The 18,661-nt window shown below is 40.7% G+C and carries 19 protein-coding genes and 1 pseudogene; 2 read left to right on the forward strand and 18 right to left on the reverse strand.

The annotated features are described in order from the left end of the window. Window position 1: 1 nt before the first annotated feature. The 3 genes from ACXYSN_RS05055 to ACXYSN_RS05065 form a co-directional block, all read right to left on the reverse strand. Window positions 2-1,300, reverse strand: coding sequence for a bifunctional folylpolyglutamate synthase/dihydrofolate synthase (locus tag ACXYSN_RS05055; protein WP_458636365.1), 1,299 nt, complete (start codon window positions 1,298-1,300; stop codon window positions 2-4). Window position 1,301: 1 nt separating this feature from the next. Next, the gene (folP, locus tag ACXYSN_RS05060) at window positions 1,302-2,246 is read right to left on the reverse strand and encodes a dihydropteroate synthase (RefSeq protein WP_458636366.1); all 945 of its coding nucleotides are present in this window, start codon (window positions 2,244-2,246) and stop codon (window positions 1,302-1,304) included. 141 nt (window positions 2,247-2,387) lie between these two features. Beyond that, window positions 2,388-3,587, reverse strand: coding sequence for a phosphoglycerate kinase (locus ACXYSN_RS05065; RefSeq protein WP_045614609.1), 1,200 nt, complete (start codon window positions 3,585-3,587; stop codon window positions 2,388-2,390). Between the two features lie 350 nt (window positions 3,588-3,937). On the opposite strand from ACXYSN_RS05065, the gene ACXYSN_RS05070 reads away from it, so the two are divergent. Further along, the gene (locus ACXYSN_RS05070) at window positions 3,938-5,569 is read left to right on the forward strand and encodes a Na/Pi cotransporter family protein (RefSeq protein ID WP_458636367.1); all 1,632 of its coding nucleotides are present in this window, start codon (window positions 3,938-3,940) and stop codon (window positions 5,567-5,569) included. A 29-nt stretch (window positions 5,570-5,598) separates the two neighbouring features. Here the strand turns inward: ACXYSN_RS05070 and ACXYSN_RS05075 are convergent, their stop codons facing one another. The 12 genes from ACXYSN_RS05075 to ACXYSN_RS05130 all read right to left on the reverse strand — a co-directional run bounded on the left by ACXYSN_RS05075 (window position 5,599) and on the right by ACXYSN_RS05130 (window position 13,270). After that, window positions 5,599-5,895, reverse strand: a complete 297-nt coding sequence (locus ACXYSN_RS05075) for a bacteriocin immunity protein (protein WP_458636410.1) — start codon at window positions 5,893-5,895, stop codon at window positions 5,599-5,601. Between the two features lie 24 nt (window positions 5,896-5,919). Beyond that, entirely contained in the window at window positions 5,920-6,984 is a 1,065-nt protein-coding gene (gene pepA, locus ACXYSN_RS05080) for a glutamyl aminopeptidase (protein ID WP_458636368.1), read from the reverse strand. A 120-nt stretch (window positions 6,985-7,104) separates the two neighbouring features. Beyond that, entirely contained in the window at window positions 7,105-7,341 is a 237-nt protein-coding gene (gene yidD / locus ACXYSN_RS05085; RefSeq protein ID WP_016466835.1) for a membrane protein insertion efficiency factor YidD, read from the reverse strand. Then, on the reverse strand, window positions 7,341-8,066 hold the full coding sequence (locus tag ACXYSN_RS05090; protein ID WP_235083741.1) for a pseudouridine synthase: 726 nt from the start codon (window positions 8,064-8,066) through the stop codon (window positions 7,341-7,343). The genes yidD and ACXYSN_RS05090 overlap by 1 nt, the downstream gene beginning before the upstream one ends. Beyond that, on the reverse strand, window positions 8,053-8,622 hold the full coding sequence (gene scpB / locus ACXYSN_RS05095) for an SMC-Scp complex subunit ScpB (protein ID WP_006150184.1): 570 nt from the start codon (window positions 8,620-8,622) through the stop codon (window positions 8,053-8,055). Before scpB ends, ACXYSN_RS05090 begins: the two co-directional genes overlap by 14 nt. 12 nt (window positions 8,623-8,634) lie before the next feature. Continuing rightward, a complete protein-coding gene (locus ACXYSN_RS05100) occupies window positions 8,635-9,369 on the reverse strand; it encodes a segregation/condensation protein A (protein WP_458636369.1) in 735 nt (244 codons plus the stop codon). Beyond that, the gene (gene xerD / locus ACXYSN_RS05105; RefSeq protein ID WP_458636370.1) at window positions 9,369-10,103 is read right to left on the reverse strand and encodes a site-specific tyrosine recombinase XerD; all 735 of its coding nucleotides are present in this window, start codon (window positions 10,101-10,103) and stop codon (window positions 9,369-9,371) included. The genes ACXYSN_RS05100 and xerD overlap by 1 nt, the downstream gene beginning before the upstream one ends. Further along, on the reverse strand, window positions 10,100-10,561 hold the full coding sequence (gene cbpB, locus ACXYSN_RS05110) for a cyclic-di-AMP-binding protein CbpB (protein ID WP_049530037.1): 462 nt from the start codon (window positions 10,559-10,561) through the stop codon (window positions 10,100-10,102). Before cbpB ends, xerD begins: the two co-directional genes overlap by 4 nt. Then, window positions 10,558-11,079 (reverse strand): metallophosphoesterase, encoded by a 522-nt coding sequence (locus ACXYSN_RS05115; protein WP_006150069.1) that lies wholly within the window; start codon window positions 11,077-11,079, stop codon window positions 10,558-10,560. The genes cbpB and ACXYSN_RS05115 overlap by 4 nt, the downstream gene beginning before the upstream one ends. Beyond that, window positions 11,055-12,065, reverse strand: coding sequence for a nucleoside-triphosphate diphosphatase (locus ACXYSN_RS05120; RefSeq protein WP_458636371.1), 1,011 nt, complete (start codon window positions 12,063-12,065; stop codon window positions 11,055-11,057). Before ACXYSN_RS05120 ends, ACXYSN_RS05115 begins: the two co-directional genes overlap by 25 nt. Continuing rightward, window positions 12,023-12,817 (reverse strand): glutamate racemase, encoded by a 795-nt coding sequence (gene racE / locus ACXYSN_RS05125; protein WP_250306748.1) that lies wholly within the window; start codon window positions 12,815-12,817, stop codon window positions 12,023-12,025. Before racE ends, ACXYSN_RS05120 begins: the two co-directional genes overlap by 43 nt. A gap of 207 nt (window positions 12,818-13,024) precedes the next feature. Beyond that, on the reverse strand, window positions 13,025-13,270 hold the full coding sequence (locus tag ACXYSN_RS05130; RefSeq protein WP_458636372.1) for a YneF family protein: 246 nt from the start codon (window positions 13,268-13,270) through the stop codon (window positions 13,025-13,027). 283 nt (window positions 13,271-13,553) lie between these two features. Between ACXYSN_RS05130 and ACXYSN_RS05135 the strand changes: the two are divergent. After that, window positions 13,554-15,953 (forward strand): annotated as a pseudogene (locus ACXYSN_RS05135) (glycoside hydrolase family 95 protein); the annotation flags it as partial. A 347-nt stretch (window positions 15,954-16,300) separates the two neighbouring features. Here ACXYSN_RS05135 and ACXYSN_RS05140 read toward each other — a convergent pair. The 3 genes from ACXYSN_RS05140 to ACXYSN_RS05150 form a co-directional block, all read right to left on the reverse strand. After that, a complete protein-coding gene (locus tag ACXYSN_RS05140; RefSeq protein WP_458636373.1) occupies window positions 16,301-16,501 on the reverse strand; it encodes a mechanosensitive ion channel protein MscL in 201 nt (66 codons plus the stop codon). Window positions 16,502-16,655: 154 nt separating this feature from the next. After that, the gene (locus ACXYSN_RS05145; protein WP_458636374.1) at window positions 16,656-17,582 is read right to left on the reverse strand and encodes an ATP-binding cassette domain-containing protein; all 927 of its coding nucleotides are present in this window, start codon (window positions 17,580-17,582) and stop codon (window positions 16,656-16,658) included. Window positions 17,583-17,592: 10 nt separating this feature from the next. Next, window positions 17,593-18,660 (reverse strand): ABC transporter ATP-binding protein, encoded by a 1,068-nt coding sequence (locus ACXYSN_RS05150; protein WP_458636375.1) that lies wholly within the window; start codon window positions 18,658-18,660, stop codon window positions 17,593-17,595. Window position 18,661: the final 1 nt, after the last annotated feature.

Consider the following 18,661-nt stretch of genomic DNA (forward strand, 5'->3'; position numbering starts at 1 on the left):
TCTAGTTTTTCCTCTCCATTAGATAGGCTCTCACCTGGCTCAAGAAATACAAGGAGCCCGTGACTATCCTAACTTTTTTTTTCTCTTCGTCATCTATCATATTTTGGTCTAGAAATGCCTGCCAACTCTGGTAGCTAAGATTTCTAGAATAAGCTACTTTCTTTAGCACTTCTTCATCCGTTGCTCGACCATCATCAAAATGTGTTAGTGTAAGATTAGTATCTGGTAAGTTCTCTAATAAATCTAACATATCCTCTAAAGCCTTGGTTTTAATACAAGTAAAGAGGATTTCCTTGTGATAGTCAGCAAATCGTTCATCCAAAGTTTCCAATAAAGCCTTGATGGCATGGGGGTTGTGGGCCCCATCTAAAATCATCAAGGGTTTTCTAGAAACAACTTCTAAACGTCCAGGCCAGCTTGTTTCCTCTAAAGCTTGAGCCACTAAATCATTTTCTGGCAATTCTCGCCCAGTCTCTTGACAATAGGCATCCAACAAAGTTAGTGCCATTCCGGCATTATCTATCTGGTGCAAACCAAGCAGACCTGTTTGAAAGCGACCTTGTCTAACAGAACTTGTATAGTCAAATACCTCTCCAGTGACAATACTTTCATGATGGCTAACCTGATAGGCATCCCCATAGAACAGGCTAGGAGCCTGTTTTGCTTCCGCAATTTGGTCAATAACCGCCAAAGCTTCTGGGACAATGTTCCCCGTTACAAGAATAACTCCTGGCTTGATAATGCCTGCTTTCTGCTCTGCGATGGCTTCCAAAGTATCACCAAGTAAAGCTACATGATCCAGTCCAATGGTTGTGATACCTGTTAAAATAGGCTGACAGACATTGGTACTATCCAAAAGTCCACCCATACCAACTTCCATAATCGCCACATCGACCTGCTCTGAGGCAAAGTAATCATAGGCTATAGCAGTGATAATCTCGAATTCTGTCGTTCCCTGCAAGGCAGGAGCGTACTCCCCTTCAAGTAGTGAGCGATATTCCGACATTAAGACTTCTAGTTTAGCTTCTGGGATTGACTCCCCATTAATGGCTATCTGATCCGTATAATGAATCAGATAGGGAGAGCTAAAGACACCAACTCTTAGTCCCATCTTTTCCAACATATTTTTCAAAAAAGCTATGGTAGATCCCTTACCATTGGTTCCACCGATGTGGATAACCTTGAGCTTAAGATGGGGATTGCCACGTAAGGCTAACAATTCCACCATCCTCTCCAAGCCGAAATGCGGTTGATCTGTCCGATAGTTTGCTATCCACTGATTCGTTTCGTTTTTATTCATCTTACTTATATTGTTTCAAATCTAAATTTTCCGCATCATCTGCTAGGCGGACAGCAGACGCAATTTCGACTGCCATCTTGTGACTGGCTACATCATGTACACGCACCACTTCCACACCTTGTCTGGCAGCAATACTGGTTACATGAGCCGAAGCAATATCACGATTTCGGAAACCTACTTCTGTATCTGGATTGACTTCAAAGCCATTTTCTTCCAGAATATTGATGACAAATCGCTTGCGAGAGACTCCTAGAAAGATAGGATAGCCCATCTCGTGCAATTTATCAAGGTCACGTAGAAGGATGAGATTTTCCTTTTTGGTCAAGCCAAATCCGATACCTGGATCCAGCATGATGTTTTCTTTTGCAATACCAGCTTCCTTCGCTCTTGCAAGTGCACGGTCAAAGAAAGCTGTCATCAATTCTTCTACTGGCAGTTGTTCAAATTCAGCCAAGTCTTCTTTTGTAAAAGGCTCTCCAAATCCAAAATGAGGGAAGATAAGTGAACTAGGGTGCTGAGGACGTACCATGACTGGATTAAACATGATGACCACCTGAGCTCCTGCTTTGGCAACCACTTCTGCCATCTTCTCATCCCCCATAAGACCTGTAATGTCATTGACTATATGGGCCCCAGCCTTTAGAGCCGCTTCTGCAACCTGACTCTTCCAAGTGTCGATCGAAATCAGAACATCACTTTCTTGACGGATAGCCTGAATGACTGGAACCACACGTTGGATTTCCTCTTCAATCTCAACATAGCTACTTCCTGGTCGAGTAGATTCCCCACCGATATCTAAAATAGTGGCACCTTCAGCTATCAATTTTCGAGCCTGCTTTAAGGCTTCTTCAATAGCATAAAATTGGCCCCCATCAGAAAAAGAATCTGGGGTGACATTGATAATACCGCAAATAGCTGTTTTAGTAAGATTCTCTCTTTTTTCCACGATTATCACTCAAATTTCATTTAGATTGGTATTCCTCTATTTTACTGTTTTTTTTGGATTCTGTCCAATTATCCATCGGTACTCCCCAACTTTAAAAGAGCGCAAAAAAAGGAGAACTTAAGTCCTCCTTTTTCTATGTTCTTATTTTTCAGTCAAAGCTGCAAGACCTGGAAGTTCTTTACCTTCGAGGAGTTCCATTGAAGCTCCACCACCAGTAGAGATCCATGAGAATTTGTCTGCACGACCAAGGTTGATAGCTGCAGCAGCTGAGTCACCACCACCGATGATTGATTTAACGCCTGGTTGTTTCACGATAGCGTCCATCACACCGATTGTACCAGCTTGGAAGTCAGGATTTTCAAATACACCCATAGGTCCGTTCCATACAACTGTTTTCGCACCAGTCAATTCTTGGTCGAATTTAGCGATTGATTTAGGACCGATATCAAGACCAAGGAATCCTGGGTCTACTGCTTCACCTTCAGTATCTTTCACTTCAGTGTAGTCAGCAAATGCGTTCGCTTCTTTTGAGTCAACTGGCAAGATCAATTTACCGTTTGATTTTTCAAGAAGAGATTTAGCAACATCCAATTTGTCTTCTTCTACAAGTGAGTTACCGATTTCGATACCTTGTGCTTTGTAGAATGTGTAAGTCATCCCACCACCGATAAGGACTTTATCAGCTTTTTCAAGCAAGTTTTCGATCACACCGATCTTGTCAGATACTTTAGATCCACCAAGGATGGCTACGAATGGACGTTCTGGAGCTTCAACTGCTTCTTTGATGTAAGCAATTTCGTTTTCAAGAAGGAATCCAGCAACAGCTTTTTCAACGTTTGCTGAGATGCCAACGTTAGATGCGTGTGCACGGTGAGCTGTACCGAATGCATCGTTTACGAAGATACCATCTCCAAGTGATGCCCAGTATTTACCAAGTTCAGGATCGTTTTTAGATTCTTTCTTGCCATCAACATCTTCGTAACGAGTGTTTTCAACCAAGAGAACTTGTCCATCTTCAAGAGCGTTAACAGCTGCTTCCAATTCAGCACCACGTGTAACACCTGGGATAAATTTCACTTCTTGACCCAATTTAGCAGCCAAGTCAGCAGCTACAGGAGCAAGTGATTTACCTTCTTTATCTGCTTCTTCTTTTACACGTCCAAGGTGAGAGAAGAGGATTGCACGTCCACCTTGTTCAAGGATATACTTGATAGTTGGAAGAGCTGCAGTAATACGGTTGTCGTTAGTAATCACGCCATCTTTTACAGGAACGTTGAAGTCAACACGAACGAGAACTTTTTTCCCTTTCAAGTCAACGTCTTTAACAGTCAATTTTGCCATTTGAAAAGACTCCTTATTTTTTTTATGTGTTAATTATATCACAAAATCAGTAAAAGAGATAGAAAAACCTTAAACTTTTCTCTTTCTCAATTAGTCTGTTACTTTAAAAATAAGAGTATAAACTAGTGATTCTTAGATAATCGAAACTCTAACTAATTTTAAATTTTCATCCAAAAAATCATAAAATGCTTACTAGTTGGAATAATAATAGCCCAACTAAATGATACTTTTTAATAAAAGATTCATTACATTTTTATTAAAATTTACTATTTACTACTTGTGAGATTGCTTAGAATCCTTTAAAATAGAATGGGAGAAATTTCGCGATTAGTTTTCGGAGGAAAAAGAAAATGTCCATTAATTGGCAGGAAATTGCATTTCACTTTTTAGGTGGTCTGGGACTATTCTTATATAGTATCAAGACCATGGGGGACGGTTTGCAACAAGCAGCTGGAGATCGTCTTCGATTTTACATTGACAAATATACCAGCAATCCTTTCTTTGGAGTTTTAGTTGGAATTGGAATGACTGCCCTGATTCAATCGAGTTCAGGTGTTACGGTTATTACAGTTGGTCTGGTTAGTGCTGGACTATTGACTTTACGTCAGGCTATTGGGATTGTTATGGGAGCCAATATTGGAACAACCGTCACATCCTTTATCATTGGTTTTAAATTGGGAGACTACGCATTACCTATGCTCTTTCTCGGAGCAGTCTGTCTCTTCTTCACAAAAAATAGAACCATCAATAACATCGGACGAATTGTCTTTGGTGTCGGCGGTATCTTCTTTGCCCTCAATCTTATGAGTGGCGCCATGGAACCCCTTAAGGATTTACAAGTCTTTAAGGACTACATGGTAGAACTTAGTAAAAATCCAATCTTGGGTGTTCTTATCGGAACAGGTTTAACCCTTCTGATTCAAGCCTCCTCAGCGACCATCGGGATCCTACAAAATCTCTACGCTAGCAATCTGATTGACCTTCAGGGTGCCCTACCAGTTCTCTTTGGAGATAACATCGGAACTACTATCACTGCTATTATCGCTTCCTTGGGTGCTAATATTGCAGCCAAACGTGTGGCGGCAGCCCATGTGACCTTTAACGTTATCGGAACCGTTATCTGTATTATCTTCCTCGTTCCATTTACAGGCTTAATCCAATGGTTTGAGAGCTTCTTAAATCTAGCTCCAGAAATGACCATTGCCTTCGCCCACGGAACCTTCAACATTACCAATACAATCATTCAGTTTCCATTCATCGGTGCTCTTGCCTTCTTGGTAACCAAACTTATCCCTGGAGAAGACGAAGTTGTCAAATACGAACCACTTTACCTTGATGAGCAACTGATCAAACAAGCTCCATCTATCGCTCTTGGAAATGCTAAAAAAGAACTTCTACACTTGGGTAATTATGCTGCGAAAGCCTTTGACCTCTCTTACGACTATATCATCAACTCTAATGAAAAAGTTGCAGAAAAGGGACATAAGACTGAAGAAGCTATCAATACTATTGATGAAAAATTGACTCGTTACCTCATTAGTTTATCTGGTGAAGCTTTGAGCCAAAAAGAGAGTGAAGTCTTAACAAATATCCTTGACTCTTCACGAGACTTAGAACGTATCGGAGACCACGCTGAAGCTCTTATCAATCTCAATGATTACTTGCAACGTAAAAATGTTCAATTCTCTGAGGCTGCCTTAGAGGAACTAGCAGAGATTTATCATAAAACTAGCGAATTCGTTAAAGATGCTCTTGAGAGTGTTGAAAATAATGATTTCAAAAAAGCTCAAGCTCTTATCGAACGACATGAAGACATCAACAACATGGAACGTATCCTTCGTAAGACTCATATTAAACGTCTTAATAACGGAGAATGTTCTACCCAAGCAGGTGTCAACTTTATCGATATCATTTCTCACTACACTCGTGTATCAGACCACGCTATGAACCTTGCTGAAAAGGTTTTGGCAGAACAAATTTAAAACGAAAAAAATGCTTTGATTCTTTCGAATCAAAGCATTTTAAATAGCTCTCCAATCATAAAGGAAGATGCGGCTGCACCCCTGTATCTCGCTTCTTCCTTTTTGATAAAGCGGGCCAGATTGACTAACTCTGGTGCTGAGGTCTTGGGATTCTTGAGAAGTTCAAGAGTGACCAGACCCGATAGCCGTACTGCTAGCAAGCGCTCATTGGTACTGGGCAATTGCTTAGCAGTTTCTAGGAGCGCAGCCACTAGATCTTCACTCAGGTTTTGACGGGCATTATTGTAAAGATCCCGTATCAAGGTTTCTAGGTTTGGTTCTTCCATACCTATCACCTCCATCTTTTCTGTTTAATAATTTTTGATCAAACCTACAGTAGAACGATCCAATTTTTTAACCAAGGCTTGTAAGAAAGCTTGTGCTTCAAGGAAATCATCCATTGCATAAAGGGTTTGGTGAGAGTGGATATAACGAGCACAAACACCAATTGTTGTTGATGGTACACCAGCATTTTTCAGATGAGCTGCTCCTGCATCTGTACCACCTTTCCCACAATAGTATTGGTATTTGATACCAGCTTCTTCAGCAGTTGTCAAAAGGAAGTCCTTCATGCCTGGGAGAAGCAAGTGACCTGGGTCGTAGAAACGAATCAAGGTTCCGTCACCAATCTTGCCTTGGCCACCATAGACATCACCTGCTGGTGAGCAGTCTACAGCAAGGAATACTTCTGGATCAAATTTTGTTGTAGATGCGTGGGCACCACGAAGTCCAACTTCTTCTTGGACGTTAGCCCCAAGGTAAAGTTCATTTCCTAGTTTTTGACCTGACAAGTTTTCAGCCAACTCACTAACCATGAGAACACCATAACGGTTATCCCAAGCTTTTGAGATGATATTTTTTTCATTAGCAGTTAGGATAGCACTACTATCTGGAACAATTGTATCTCCTGGACGGATACCGAAACTTTCAGCTTCTGCCTTATCCGCAAAACCACCATCAAAAACGATATCTGAAATAGCTGGCATAGTTGGTCCACCTGTGCCACGAGTCAAATGTGGAGGAACTGAACCTGAAATTACTGGGATTTCACGTCCTTCGCGTGTAAAGAGTTTGAAACGCTGGCTACTAACAACCATAGGGTTCCAACCACCAATGCTGACTACTCGGAAGGTCCCGTCTGCTTTGATTTCACTAACCATGAAACCAACTTCATCCATGTGAGACGCCACTAAAACACGAGGTGCATTGACTGCTTCTGAGTGTTTAACCCCAAAAATACCACCCAAGCCATCAGTCACCACTTCATCCACATGAGGTGTTAATTTTTCACGAAGATAAGCACGTACAGGTGCTTCATGACCTGAGATAGCAGAGAGTTCTGTTACTTCTTTGATTTTAGAAAATAATGTTGTCATTTTAGTCCCTTCTTTCTTTCAACCATTTTACCACTTTTTATAGGAGAAAGGTAGTAGAAATCAACATTTTACCATCTAACTTATTTCCTGCAACAAAAAAGAATCACAAATGTGATTCTTTTATTTTGAATTTCTTTTTAATGAGAAAACATCTGGCACTGGATCTTTACCCTCTTCGGACCAAGGGTGGCACCGTAAAATCCGTGCTAAGCCCATCAGAACTCCCTTGGCACCATGCTTTTCGATAGCTTGAATCATGTAGTTCGAACAAGTCGGTTCAAAGCGGCAAGATGGCGGGAAAGCAGGCGAGATAAATCGTTGGTAAAAGCGCACTGGCGCAATTAAAATTTTTTTCATTATTTATTATTGGTTACAGCCATGGTGTGTAATTGGCTGATTTCTTTTTTATTAAGACGACGTGATTCTCCTGGACGAAGACCCGTTAAGTCTAGATGTCCGAAACGAGTTCGAGAGAGTTTATCCACTTGGAGGCCAACAGCTTCAAACATCTTTTTAACCTGGTGATTGCGCCCTTCATGGATGGTCAACTGTACCACAGAGCGATTTTTAACCGGATCTACTTTGAGAATTTCGTAAACAGCTGGCTTAGTTTTCTTGCCATCAATCTCAACTCCACGAGTCAAAGGACGGAGATTTTCTTTATTGGCAATTCCTTTTACACGCGCCACGTAGACCTTATCAATCTCATTACGAGGGTGAATCATCTCGTCTGTAAAGTCACCATCGTTGGTCAAAATCAAGACTCCAGACGTATCCCAGTCCAAGCGCCCCACAGGATAGATGCGCTCCTTCACATTGGGAAAAAGATCGACAACTGTCTTGCGACCCTTGTCATCTGTCACGCTAGAAATCACACCGCGCGGTTTGTTAAGCAGATAGTAGACTTTTTCTTCGTTATAGATTGGTTGACCTTCAACTTCGACCTTGTCGCCTGACTTGATGGTCGTTGCTAGTTCACGCACGACTTGGCCGTTAACCGTCACCAAGCCTTGCTTGATCAACTCTTCTGCTTTTCTCCTACTGGCCACTCCTGCGTGGGCAATATATTTATTGATTCTCATCTTCTTCTATCCTTTCACCAAATAATTGGCTTTCTTGTGCTTGAATGTCAAGCTCATCAATCACAGGCAATTCTTCCAAATGGTTAATACCCATGTAATCTAGAAAATAATCCGTTGTTACATAGAGATTAGGGCGACCAAGAACTTCTTTCTTTCCATCTTCTCGTATCAACTCAAAGGCCTGTAACTTAGCTAGCGCTCCACTTGAATTAACCCCCCGAATAGCATCAATCTCAATTCGTGTGATGGGTTGCTTGTAAGCAATGATGGATAAGGTTTCAAGGGCAGCCCGAGATAGACTTTGGTTGATTGGCGCCTTAGAGTATTCTTTTAAAATCAATGCAAATTGTGGCTTGGTCACCAATCTGTAGGCACCACCGGTCTCAATCAGTGCTAAACTGGAATCCTGGTCTTTTTCATACTTGTGGGCTAACTTTTCTAAGCTTTGCTGAATCCCAGTCGGTGGAAGCGATAGGACCTCAGCTAGCTGACGGACTCTAATGCCATCCTCCCCCGCTACAAACAGGAGTGCTTCTATTTCTGCTAAAGTACTCATATTTCCTCTCTATCAAGCTTGACTCTGCTCTACTTGATTTTCTTCATTCTTTTTCATGAGATAAATATCTCCAAAACTCTCTTTTTGAATCAAGAGAATTTCTTGGGTTTTAATCAACTCCAAGGTTGCTAAAAAGAGTGTAATGACCTCTTGTAAATCCTTGGTTTCTTTAAACAAATCCTGCAAACATAATTGTTGACCTTCAACCAAGGCTTCTCGAACGATGACCATCATATCTTCAATCTTATACTCATCTCGTAAGATTGTTGTGTGACTTTTAGAGAATTCTTCCTTTTTCTTGGTCAGTAAGGTTGAAAAGGCTAAGAAAAGATCAATCGTCGTCTTATCATGCACAAGTTCTGCATCCTCATAAATCAACTCAGTAGGTGCTTTAGAATAATACTGAGCTCGTTCTTGGTGCTTCACTTCCAACTGCTCTCCCAAGAGTTTAAACTTGCGGTATTCTTCGATCTGAGAAAGGAGATCCTGCTCTAGGTCATCCTCTAAATCAGACACTTCCGCAACCTTTGGCAAGAGCTTACGACTTTTGATCAGCATCAGTTGGCTAGCCATCACCATATATTCACCTGCCACTTCTAAACGCATGGCTTGTAATGTAGAGATATAGGCTAGATATTGCTCGATAACCTCTGTGATCGGCACATCATAGATATCCATCTGATACTTTGAAACCAAGTGTAAGAGCAAGTCCAAAGGCCCTTCAAAATCTTTAAATTTAATATCCATTATCTATATTTTTCTAAGGTCATGACTGTCTTTAATCCTAATTTTTTAGCGATTTCGTACAAGTCAACCTTTTCTTCGATTTGTCTTAATATAAACTGTTCTCTCAATCCTTGGGCAGATAAATCTGAAAAACCTTTTTCCTTTAAAAAAGCTTCCAACTGACGAAAGGCCCATTGACGGGAGTACGGTTTCCCAGCTTTTTCAAAGAGATAGGTCTGCCCCATCAAGGGCTCTAACTCCGCAAGCAAATTTGTGGGAAGGCTCAAGATTCTTTGTTGAGAAGCTTTATTGACTCTCAAAACTTGAAAATCCAGGTTCACATCACCTATTTTTAAGGCTAGAATTTCACTCGGCAAGAGGCCCAATTCTACTATTAACAAGGCTAGCAAGCGTCCTTCTGGATAAGCACTTTCTTGCCAGAAAGAACTGAGGTCTAAAAGTTCCGACTTCCCTTGTTTTTTCTCAGCCTGTTTGAGTAATTCCAAACGGTAAAAGGTGCCAATCATTCCTTTCTGATATAAAAAGTAAAGAAATTGATTGCAAGCAGAAACCTTCCGCTTTTGGGCACTCATTTTAAAATTTGATAATTGAGCTTGGTAGATTTTTAAACTTGTCTCTGAAATTTGTTTTCCAACAAAATCCAAAAACTGCTCCAAATCATACTTATAAGACTGCTTAGAATTACTAGATAGATTTTGTTTTTCTTCTAAAAATACTGAAATCCATTCTCTCATTTGCTTCGAATCTCATATTCCTTACTAAAATCATGCAGAAGGGCATTGACAGCCTTAAGGATTGATTTCCGTGTAATAATCCCTTGGAAAATTCCATCCTTATCAACAACTGGTAGGAAAGATTCATCCACTAGCTTATGTAAAACATCTGTCAATGTATAATCCGGAGCTACCACTGCAACATCCTTCTTGGTCATGTGTACGATATCTGTATCTGCCATGGCTTCTTGACTCAATCCCTGCTCCATCTGGTAGGCAAGAATATCTCTAAGACCAATAGTCCCGACGAATTTTTTCTCATCCGTCACGACTGGCACTCTGGTATAGGTCATCTGACTAAGAAGGAGAATTGCATGATCTGCATTGTGAGTATCAATGAGCACAGCCAAATTTTCAGCAGGAGTTAAAAAGGTTTCCTCTTGCTCCAGTAAAAACTGTTCAAATTCTTTGGCAATCATCGAGCAAACTCCTTAGACAAGCCTGGATATACCTCATGGTCACGTGTCAAAAAGTCCACTTTAAAGTAGCTATCATCAATCTCCACACGAGCGTAGAGGCATTCTCTAATTGCACCACGTGGCTGACTGATAGAACCAGGATTTAGAAAGAGAGTCTTTCCTTCCATCCAAGCATCTGGGATATGTAAGTGCCCATAAAGACAGATATCTGCATCTTCCTCTTGAGCCCAGAAATCAAGCTTTTGGAAGTTGAAGTTAATATCAAACAAATGTCCATGAGTCTGGATGATCTTGGTAGGACCCAGTTGAGTCACTAAGCGTTCTGGATAGTCTGAATAAAAATCCATGTTTCCTCTGACTACCTGGATTCCTTCCCAGAGTGGTGAATCTGGGCGAAGTTCCGAGTCACCATCGTGAAAAATAGCATCGACTTTCCCAAGATAGCGGTCACGTATTTCTTCTACAATCAAGCTATCTCCGTGGGAGTCACTCATTACAATGATGGTTTGCTTTGCCATGATGGAAATACCTCCAAAAGTTTCTTAACGGCTAAGGCACGGTGGGATTGACTATTTTTTTCTTCAAGGGTTAATTCGGCTGATGATTTACCAGTTTCTCCTACTAAGAAGAGCGGATCATAGCCAAAACCATTTTCACCCTTAGGTTCAAAGTTAATGTAACCTGGCCAGTCAGCTTCGACAACCAAGCTTTCCTTACCTGGACTAGCCACGACCAAGGTTGTGTGAAATTGCGCTGAGCGGTCCTTGAGATCAAAGACCATGGCTAATTCGTGCAAGAGTTTGGCGTTGTTTTCTTGGTCAGTGGCTCCCGCTCCTGCAAATCGAGCTGACCAAACGCCTGGTAATCCACCGAGGACATCGACTTTAAGACCAGAATCATCTGCTAGAACCATCTTGCCTGTCAATTTGGAGATGGTTTCAGCCTTAAGGCGAGCATTTTCTTCAAAGGTCATACCGGTTTCAGCAACTTCAGGCAGATCTGGGTAATCATTGAGATTCTCCACATCATATCCAAGTTTGTCAAAGATAGCACGAAATTCCTTGGTCTTCCCTTCATTACGAGTCGCTATCAATAAGGTTTCTCTGACTTTGCTAGTTTCAAAGAAGGCTTCAACATCTACTCCTTCTTTAGGCAATTCTACATGCAAGAGTTGTCCATTTTCAACTAAGAGCAAGGCACCTTGGCGTTGAATGATTTCTAAATTGCGATCTGCCTCTTGGTTGAGCATATCTACCACAAATGAGAGCAAACGATAAGGTGAACCATAGCGTAAAACAGTGACTGAAAGCGGGAAGTGTCGCTCTTCATCTCCAAATATTTTGACGAATTGGATCATAGGAAAGTCTAACTCATCATCCGTCAAGGTCCGAATACCGCCAAAAACGCTATAAGAGCCTACATACCAGTCCTGGTCATCCTTGTATTCATAAATTTTGTTGGTCATAATGTTACATGCTCCACATGAATCTCTTTTTCTAGCCATTCCTCTCCAATCTGAGCAAAACTATGGCTATTTGCAGTCGTATAAAAACGGTGTTGTAGAGGGCCGGCATCCCGGCTACGATTAATCTCGAAATAATTGAGTAAGACAGAGATATCCCGCACGCACTCTGCTCCACTATCAATTAGTTTTACTTCTGGTCCCATCACATTTTGGATAATAGGTCTTAGGAGCGGATAATGAGTACAACCCAGAATCAAACTGTCCACTTTTCCGACTAAAGGACGTAGGGTTTCATAGACTACTTTCTTGGTCACACTGGTTGAAAGTGCACCTGACTCAACCAAGGGAGCAAATTTGGGACAGGCCAAGCTTTCCACCTGTAAATCCGGATCCAGATCATGGATTTTCTGACGATAGATGTCAGATGATACAGTCATAGGTGTTCCGATTACACCAATTTTACCACCTTGGCTGGATTTGATAGCCGCTGATGCACCCGGTAGGATGACACCCAGGACAGGGATATCCAACCTAGCCTTGACTTCTTCCCAAACAACTGCTGTTGCAGTATTGCAGGCAATGACAATCATTTTGACATCCTTGGTCAAAAGAAAGTTGACCAGTTGCCAAGTGTATTCACGAATTTGCTCAGCAGGACGAGGACCATAGGGTGCCCGTGCTGAATCTCCAATATAGACGATTTCTTCATGAGGAAGCTGACGCATGAGCTCACGCACAACAGTTAAGCCTCCAACACCAGAGTCCAAAAAACCGATTGGTCGATTATCCATATAGTCTTCTTTCTAGTCTTATTATTCTGATTGATAGTTCATTATCATTACATTTCTTACTGAAATTTCCGACCGACTGATTCATCATCAGTTGTCTCCAACTTAATCATAATCAAATATCAATAGAATGCAAGGAAAAAGTCTTAGCTCTAAAGATCAGTTGAACATAGTGAGAAGTCTGGAATTTTCATCCCAGACTTTTCCTATTTATTTCTTTTTATTGTTAGCAAGGGCTGCTTTTTGTTGGCGAATGATTTGGTGGTAAACTTGTTGTACCTTAGCTTCGCTTGGTTTTTGACCATTTGCACTCAAAAGAGTACGAACTGCTTCGGCATTCAAACGTGGGTTATCCGCAAACTCTTTTTCAATTTGTTTACGCACCAAGTACATGCCTCCTAGAGCACCTCCTAGAAAAGCTAAAGCAATCAAGACAATCGCTAAAATAAGATCCATAATATTTCTCCTGTTTCTTTTAAAGTCTACTATATTATACCATAAAGTCCCACTGCTGACTAGTTTGATTTGCGCTTTCAGAAAGCAACTATGCAACATTTTAATTCACTTTACCTATAAAAAAGGCTTGCTTACTATCCATTATAAAATCTAGAATATACACTGTCCTTAAAATAAACAAATGAGGCCTTTAAAACCTTGCAATAAGTTAATGTGTCTGCTATAGTAAAAGCATAGAATTCACTATACTACTTGCTTCAATAATAAAAGAACTATGGAAAATAAAAATAACTATCAACTTCATTATGATCAACCAACTGCTCCTTCTTATGACGGCTGGGAAAAACAAGCCTTGCCTGTCGGAAACGGTGAAATGGGGTCTAAGGTTTTTGGATTAATCGGTGAAGAAAGAATCCAATACAATGAAAAAACTCTCTGGTCTGGTGGGCCACAGCCTGATAGCACCGATTACAATGGGGGGAACTATCAAGACCGCTATAAGGTCTTAGCAGAAGTTCGTAAAGCCTTAGAAGAAGGAAACCGTCAAAAAGCCAAACAATTAGCAGAGCGTAACCTAGTGGGCCCAAACAATGCTCAGTATGGTCGTTACTTATCTTTTGGTGATATCTTTATGGTCTTTAACAACCAAAAGAAAGGCTTGGAGAATGTTACCGACTATCATCGTGGCTTAGATATTTCTGAGGCCATCTCGACCACTTCATATACCCAAGACGGTACAAACTTTAAGCGCGAAACCTTCTCTAGCTATCCGGATGATGTTACTGTGACCCATTTGAGTAAAAAAGGGGATAAGACCCTCGATTTTACCCTTTGGAATAGCTTGACTGAAGATTTGATTGCGAATGGCGACTACTCTTGGGAATACTCGAAGTATAAACAGGGTGCAGTCACTACTGATGCCAATGGTATTTTACTCAAGGGTACTGTCAAAGACAATGGCCTTCAATTTGCCTCTTATCTTGGAATCGAGACAGATGGACAAGTTACTGCCCAAGATGGCTATTTGACTGTCACTGGAGCCAGCTATGCGACCCTTTTACTCAGTGCCAAGACTAATTATGCTCAAAATCCAAAAACCAATTACCGCAAGGATATTGACGTAGAAAATACTGTTAAGTCTATCGTAGAAGCTGCCAAGGCAAAAGATTATGAAACTCTAAAAAATAACCACATCAAGGACTATCAAAGTCTCTTCAATCGTGTCCAACTGAATCTTGTCGGTAACAAGTCTAGCCAAACGACAAAAGAAGCTCTCCAAACCTATGATCCTACAAAAGGACAACAACTAGAAGAGCTCTTCTTCCAATACGGCCGTTACCTTCTCATCAGCTCTTCTCGTGACCGGACAGATGCCCTTCCTGCTAACTTGCAAGGAGTCTGGAATGCAGTAGATAATCCACCTTGGAATTCTGACTACCACCTCAATGTCAACCTACAAATGAACTACTGGCCTGCCTACATGAACAATCTTGCAGAAACGGCTAAGCCAATGATCAATTATATCGATGATATGCGTTACTATGGCCGTATCGCTGCTAAAGAATATGCAGATATCGAGTCCAAAGAAGGTCAAGAAAACGGTTGGCTGGTTCATACCCAGGCGACACCATTTGGCTGGACTACTCCTGGTTGGAACTACTATTGGGGTTGGTCTCCTGCTGCCAATGCTTGGATGATGCAGAACGTCTATGACTACTACACATTCACCAAGGATGAAACTTATCTCAAAGAAAAGATTTATCCAATGCTCAAGGAAACTGCCAAGTTTTGGAGTTCCTTCTTGCACTACGACAAGGCCAGTGACCGTTGGGTTTCTTCTCCATCTTACTCACCAGAGCATGGTACTATCACGATCGGAAATACCTTCGACCAATCTCTAGTTTGGCAGTTATTCCACGACTATATGGAAGCAGCTAATCATCTGAAGATCGACCAAGATTTGGTAACCGAAGTAAAGGCTAAATTTGACAAGCTCAAACCACTTCATATCAATCAAGAAGGCCGCATCAAGGAATGGTTCGAGGAAGACAGCCCGCAATTCACCAACGAAGGCATTGAAAACCACCACCGTCACGTTTCCCATCTAGTTGGACTCTTCCCAGGTACTCTATTTGGCAAGGATCAGCATGAATATCTAGAAGCTGCACGTGCAACCTTAAACCATCGTGGAGATTGTGGTACCGGTTGGTCTAAGGCTAATAAAATCAACCTCTGGGCCCGTCTCCTAGATGGAAATCGTGCCCATCGATTGTTGGCAGAACAGCTCAAATCCTCCACACTAGAAAACCTCTGGGATACGCACGCACCTTTCCAAATTGACGGGAACTTTGGTGCAACCAGCGGTATGGCAGAAATGCTCCTTCAATCTCACACCGGCTACATTGCCCCATTACCAGCACTTCCAGATGCATGGAAAGACGGGCAAGTCTCAGGTTTAGTCGCTCGTGGTAACTTTGAAGTCAGCATGAAATGGAAAGAGAAAAATCTTGAAACCCTATCTTTCATTTCTAATGTTGGTGGGGATTTAGTCGTAGACTATCCAAATATCGAAGCTAGCCTTGTCAAGGTAAACGGTAAGGAAGTACAAGCTACCCGCATCAAAGACAACCGAATTCAACTTGCGACTCAAAAAGGTGATGTGATCACCTTTGAAAAGTTACCTATACCATCATAAATGGATTAAACTAAATCTAGTCTATTTCCTAGACTCTCTACAAATCTGTTATTTGCATCAACTTTATAAATTTTCACGTTAATCTTATTGATATAAACAAAAAAGGAGGGAATATTTCCCATCCTTTTTTATGATAATAAAATTATATAGGAGTATCTATAAGTAACTACTCCCAATTTTTAGTTTCTAAAACAAACTAAAAAACCAATTAAAAATCGAATACAATACATTCATAAGGAAATCATAAAAAAATAAGCAAATGAGATACCAAATGAATTCTACAATTGCAATCAGTGGCTTCACTAAGATATAAAACAAAATATCCAAGATAAATTTCATTTTCTGTATTCTTTCTTAGAAAGTCCCAGAATCCAAGGTAAGGATGATTCTAGTTTTAACGCCAAAAGAAAGCGACTAAACTCTAAAGCTTTTGGCTCGGACTCCTTCTTTTCAATCAATACTTCCATCCCTTTCACCCAAAGGCATGTTCCAATCACTCTTGCTATGTTGGTAAAAAAATTTGGTTGTTGATCCATGCGATTCTCCCTTGATTACTCCGACTATTACTATTTTGTTTTCATTGTATTCAGTATATCAATTTTTTATAGATAATCAAGCTTTTATCTGTAAAATAAAAAAGTTTCATAATCTTACTAGAAGCCTTCTAGCTAGATTATAAAACTTTAGTGATTATTTCATTTCTTTTTTATAGCGTTCCAATTCTGCTTGGTTAGCCCAAACAAAATGACCTGGACGAATTTCAACCATAGAAGGTTTGTCCGTTTCGTAGTCATGTTGATCTGGATCATAGACTTTCAAAACTTTTTTACGTTCCAAGATTGGATCTGGGATTGGTACAGCTGATAGAAGTGCCTGTGTATATGGATGAACTGGATTGTTAAACAATTCTTCAGTTTCAGCCACTTCTACAATGACACCCTTATAAATTACCGCGATACGATCAGAGATGAAACGAACTACTGACAAATCGTGGGCGATAAAGAGATAGGTTAAACCCAATTCTTTTTGGAATTTCTTGAGCAAGTTCAAAACTTGAGCACGTACTGAAACGTCCAAGGCTGAAATAGGTTCATCTGCAATAACGAAGTCAGGTTGCATGACCAAGGCACGAGCAATCCCGATACGTTGACGTTGTCCACCTGAAAACTCATGTGGATAACGAGTCAAGTGTTCAGCCAAAAGTCCCACTTCACGAATGATATTTTGAACTTTTTCTCTTCTCTCTTCTTCATCTTTAAATAAATGATGGTTGTAAAGACCTTCAGAGATGATATAGTCCACTGTCGCACGTTCATTCAAACTTGCAGCTGGGTCTTGGAAAATCATTTGAATACGACGGATTAATTCCGATGCTTGTTCACGTGATTTTTTACCATTGATTTTTTGTCCATCAAAGATGATATCCCCTTTGCTGGTATCATTAAGGCCGATAATGGCACGACCAATTGTTGTCTTACCACTACCAGATTCTCCAACGAGAGAGAATGTTTCACCTTTGTTGATAAAGAAGTTTGCATTTTTAACGGCTACAAACTTTTTGCTTCCTTCACCGAAGGAAATCTCTAAGTCTTTAACCTCTACTAATTTTTCAGACATTTCCTTCCTCCTAGTCCTCAAGATGAGCAAAGCCCATCTTTTCACGAATCTTATCGTGTAAATCTGCAATTACTGCTGGTTTTGCAACTTTTGGAGCTTGTTCATCAAGCAACCATGTTTTAGCCCAGTGAGTATCAGATACTGCAAACTGAGGAGCTTTTTCTTCGAAATCAATCTTCATCGCATAATCTGAACGAAGAGCAAAAGCATCTCCCTTCAATTCAGTATACAGTGATGGAGGTGTTCCCGGAATTGAATACAATTCTCCTTTATCGTCAGCCAGCTGTGGCAAACTTGATAAGAGGCTCCATGTGTATGGGTGACGTGGATCGTAGAAAATTTCTTCAACTGTACCATACTCAACGATTTCACCAGCATACATAACTGCAACTTTATCAGCAATACTTGCTACAACACCAAGGTCGTGTGTGATAAAGATAGTTGTAAAGTGGTATTCTTGTTGAAGTGTTTTCAACAAGTCAATAATCTGAGCTTGGATGGTCACATCAAGGGCTGTTGTTGGTTCATCACAAATCAAAACATCTGGACGACACGCAAGGGCAATCGCAATAACAATACGTTGACGCATTCCTCCAGAATACTGGAATGGATATTCATTAAAACGTCTCTCAGCGTCAGGGATACCAACCTTATTCATATAGTCAATCGCCAAGTCTTTTGCTTCTTGAGCCGTTTTCCCTTGGTGTTTAACAATAACTTCTGTGATTTGACTTCCGATTGTTTTGATTGGGTCAAGACTGGTCATCGGATCCTGGAAGATCGTTGCAATCTTCGCACCACGAATTTGCTCCCAATCTTTATGAGAAGAAAATTCAGTCAAATCTTGGTCACGGTAAAGAATACTACCTTTGGCAATACGACCATTTTCTTCCAACATTCCTGTAAAAGTTTTTGTTAAAACAGATTTCCCTGAACCAGACTCTCCAACGAGTGCAAGCACTTCGCCCTCAATCAACTCCAGAGATACTCCACGAATAGCTGTCAAAATTTTGTCACGAACATCAAATTCCACGACAATATCTTGAGCAGTCAAAATTACATTTTTTTCTTTTGTCATG

This window comes from Streptococcus sp. V869 (genome assembly GCF_054353515.1).

What these genes read in the sequence shown, in the direction of transcription:
- ACXYSN_RS05055 (WP_458636365.1), bottom strand. Translation starts at nt 1,300, where the DNA reads ATGAATAAAAACGAAACGAATCAGTGGATAGCAAACTATCGGACAGAT.
- ACXYSN_RS05065 (WP_045614609.1), bottom strand. Translation starts at nt 3,587, where the DNA reads ATGGCAAAATTGACTGTTAAAGACGTTGACTTGAAAGGGAAAAAAGTT.
- ACXYSN_RS05070 (WP_458636367.1), top strand. Translation starts at nt 3,938, where the DNA reads ATGTCCATTAATTGGCAGGAAATTGCATTTCACTTTTTAGGTGGTCTG.
- ACXYSN_RS05075 (WP_458636410.1), bottom strand. Translation starts at nt 5,895, where the DNA reads ATGGAAGAACCAAACCTAGAAACCTTGATACGGGATCTTTACAATAAT.
- pepA (WP_458636368.1), bottom strand. Translation starts at nt 6,984, where the DNA reads ATGACAACATTATTTTCTAAAATCAAAGAAGTAACAGAACTCTCTGCT.
- yidD (WP_016466835.1), bottom strand. Translation starts at nt 7,341, where the DNA reads ATGAAAAAAATTTTAATTGCGCCAGTGCGCTTTTACCAACGATTTATC.
- ACXYSN_RS05090 (WP_235083741.1), bottom strand. Translation starts at nt 8,066, where the DNA reads ATGAGAATCAATAAATATATTGCCCACGCAGGAGTGGCCAGTAGGAGA.
- scpB (WP_006150184.1), bottom strand. Translation starts at nt 8,622, where the DNA reads ATGAGTACTTTAGCAGAAATAGAAGCACTCCTGTTTGTAGCGGGGGAG.
- ACXYSN_RS05100 (WP_458636369.1), bottom strand. Translation starts at nt 9,369, where the DNA reads ATGGATATTAAATTTAAAGATTTTGAAGGGCCTTTGGACTTGCTCTTA.
- xerD (WP_458636370.1), bottom strand. Translation starts at nt 10,103, where the DNA reads ATGAGAGAATGGATTTCAGTATTTTTAGAAGAAAAACAAAATCTATCT.
- cbpB (WP_049530037.1), bottom strand. Translation starts at nt 10,561, where the DNA reads ATGATTGCCAAAGAATTTGAACAGTTTTTACTGGAGCAAGAGGAAACC.
- ACXYSN_RS05115 (WP_006150069.1), bottom strand. Translation starts at nt 11,079, where the DNA reads ATGGCAAAGCAAACCATCATTGTAATGAGTGACTCCCACGGAGATAGC.
- ACXYSN_RS05120 (WP_458636371.1), bottom strand. Translation starts at nt 12,065, where the DNA reads ATGGCTAGAAAAAGAGATTCATGTGGAGCATGTAACATTATGACCAAC.
- racE (WP_250306748.1), bottom strand. Translation starts at nt 12,817, where the DNA reads ATGGATAATCGACCAATCGGTTTTTTGGACTCTGGTGTTGGAGGCTTA.
- ACXYSN_RS05130 (WP_458636372.1), bottom strand. Translation starts at nt 13,270, where the DNA reads ATGGATCTTATTTTAGCGATTGTCTTGATTGCTTTAGCTTTTCTAGGA.
- ACXYSN_RS05140 (WP_458636373.1), bottom strand. Translation starts at nt 16,501, where the DNA reads ATGGATCAACAACCAAATTTTTTTACCAACATAGCAAGAGTGATTGGA.
- ACXYSN_RS05145 (WP_458636374.1), bottom strand. Translation starts at nt 17,582, where the DNA reads ATGTCTGAAAAATTAGTAGAGGTTAAAGACTTAGAGATTTCCTTCGGT.
- ACXYSN_RS05150 (WP_458636375.1), bottom strand. Translation starts at nt 18,660, where the DNA reads ATGACAAAAGAAAAAAATGTAATTTTGACTGCTCAAGATATTGTCGTG.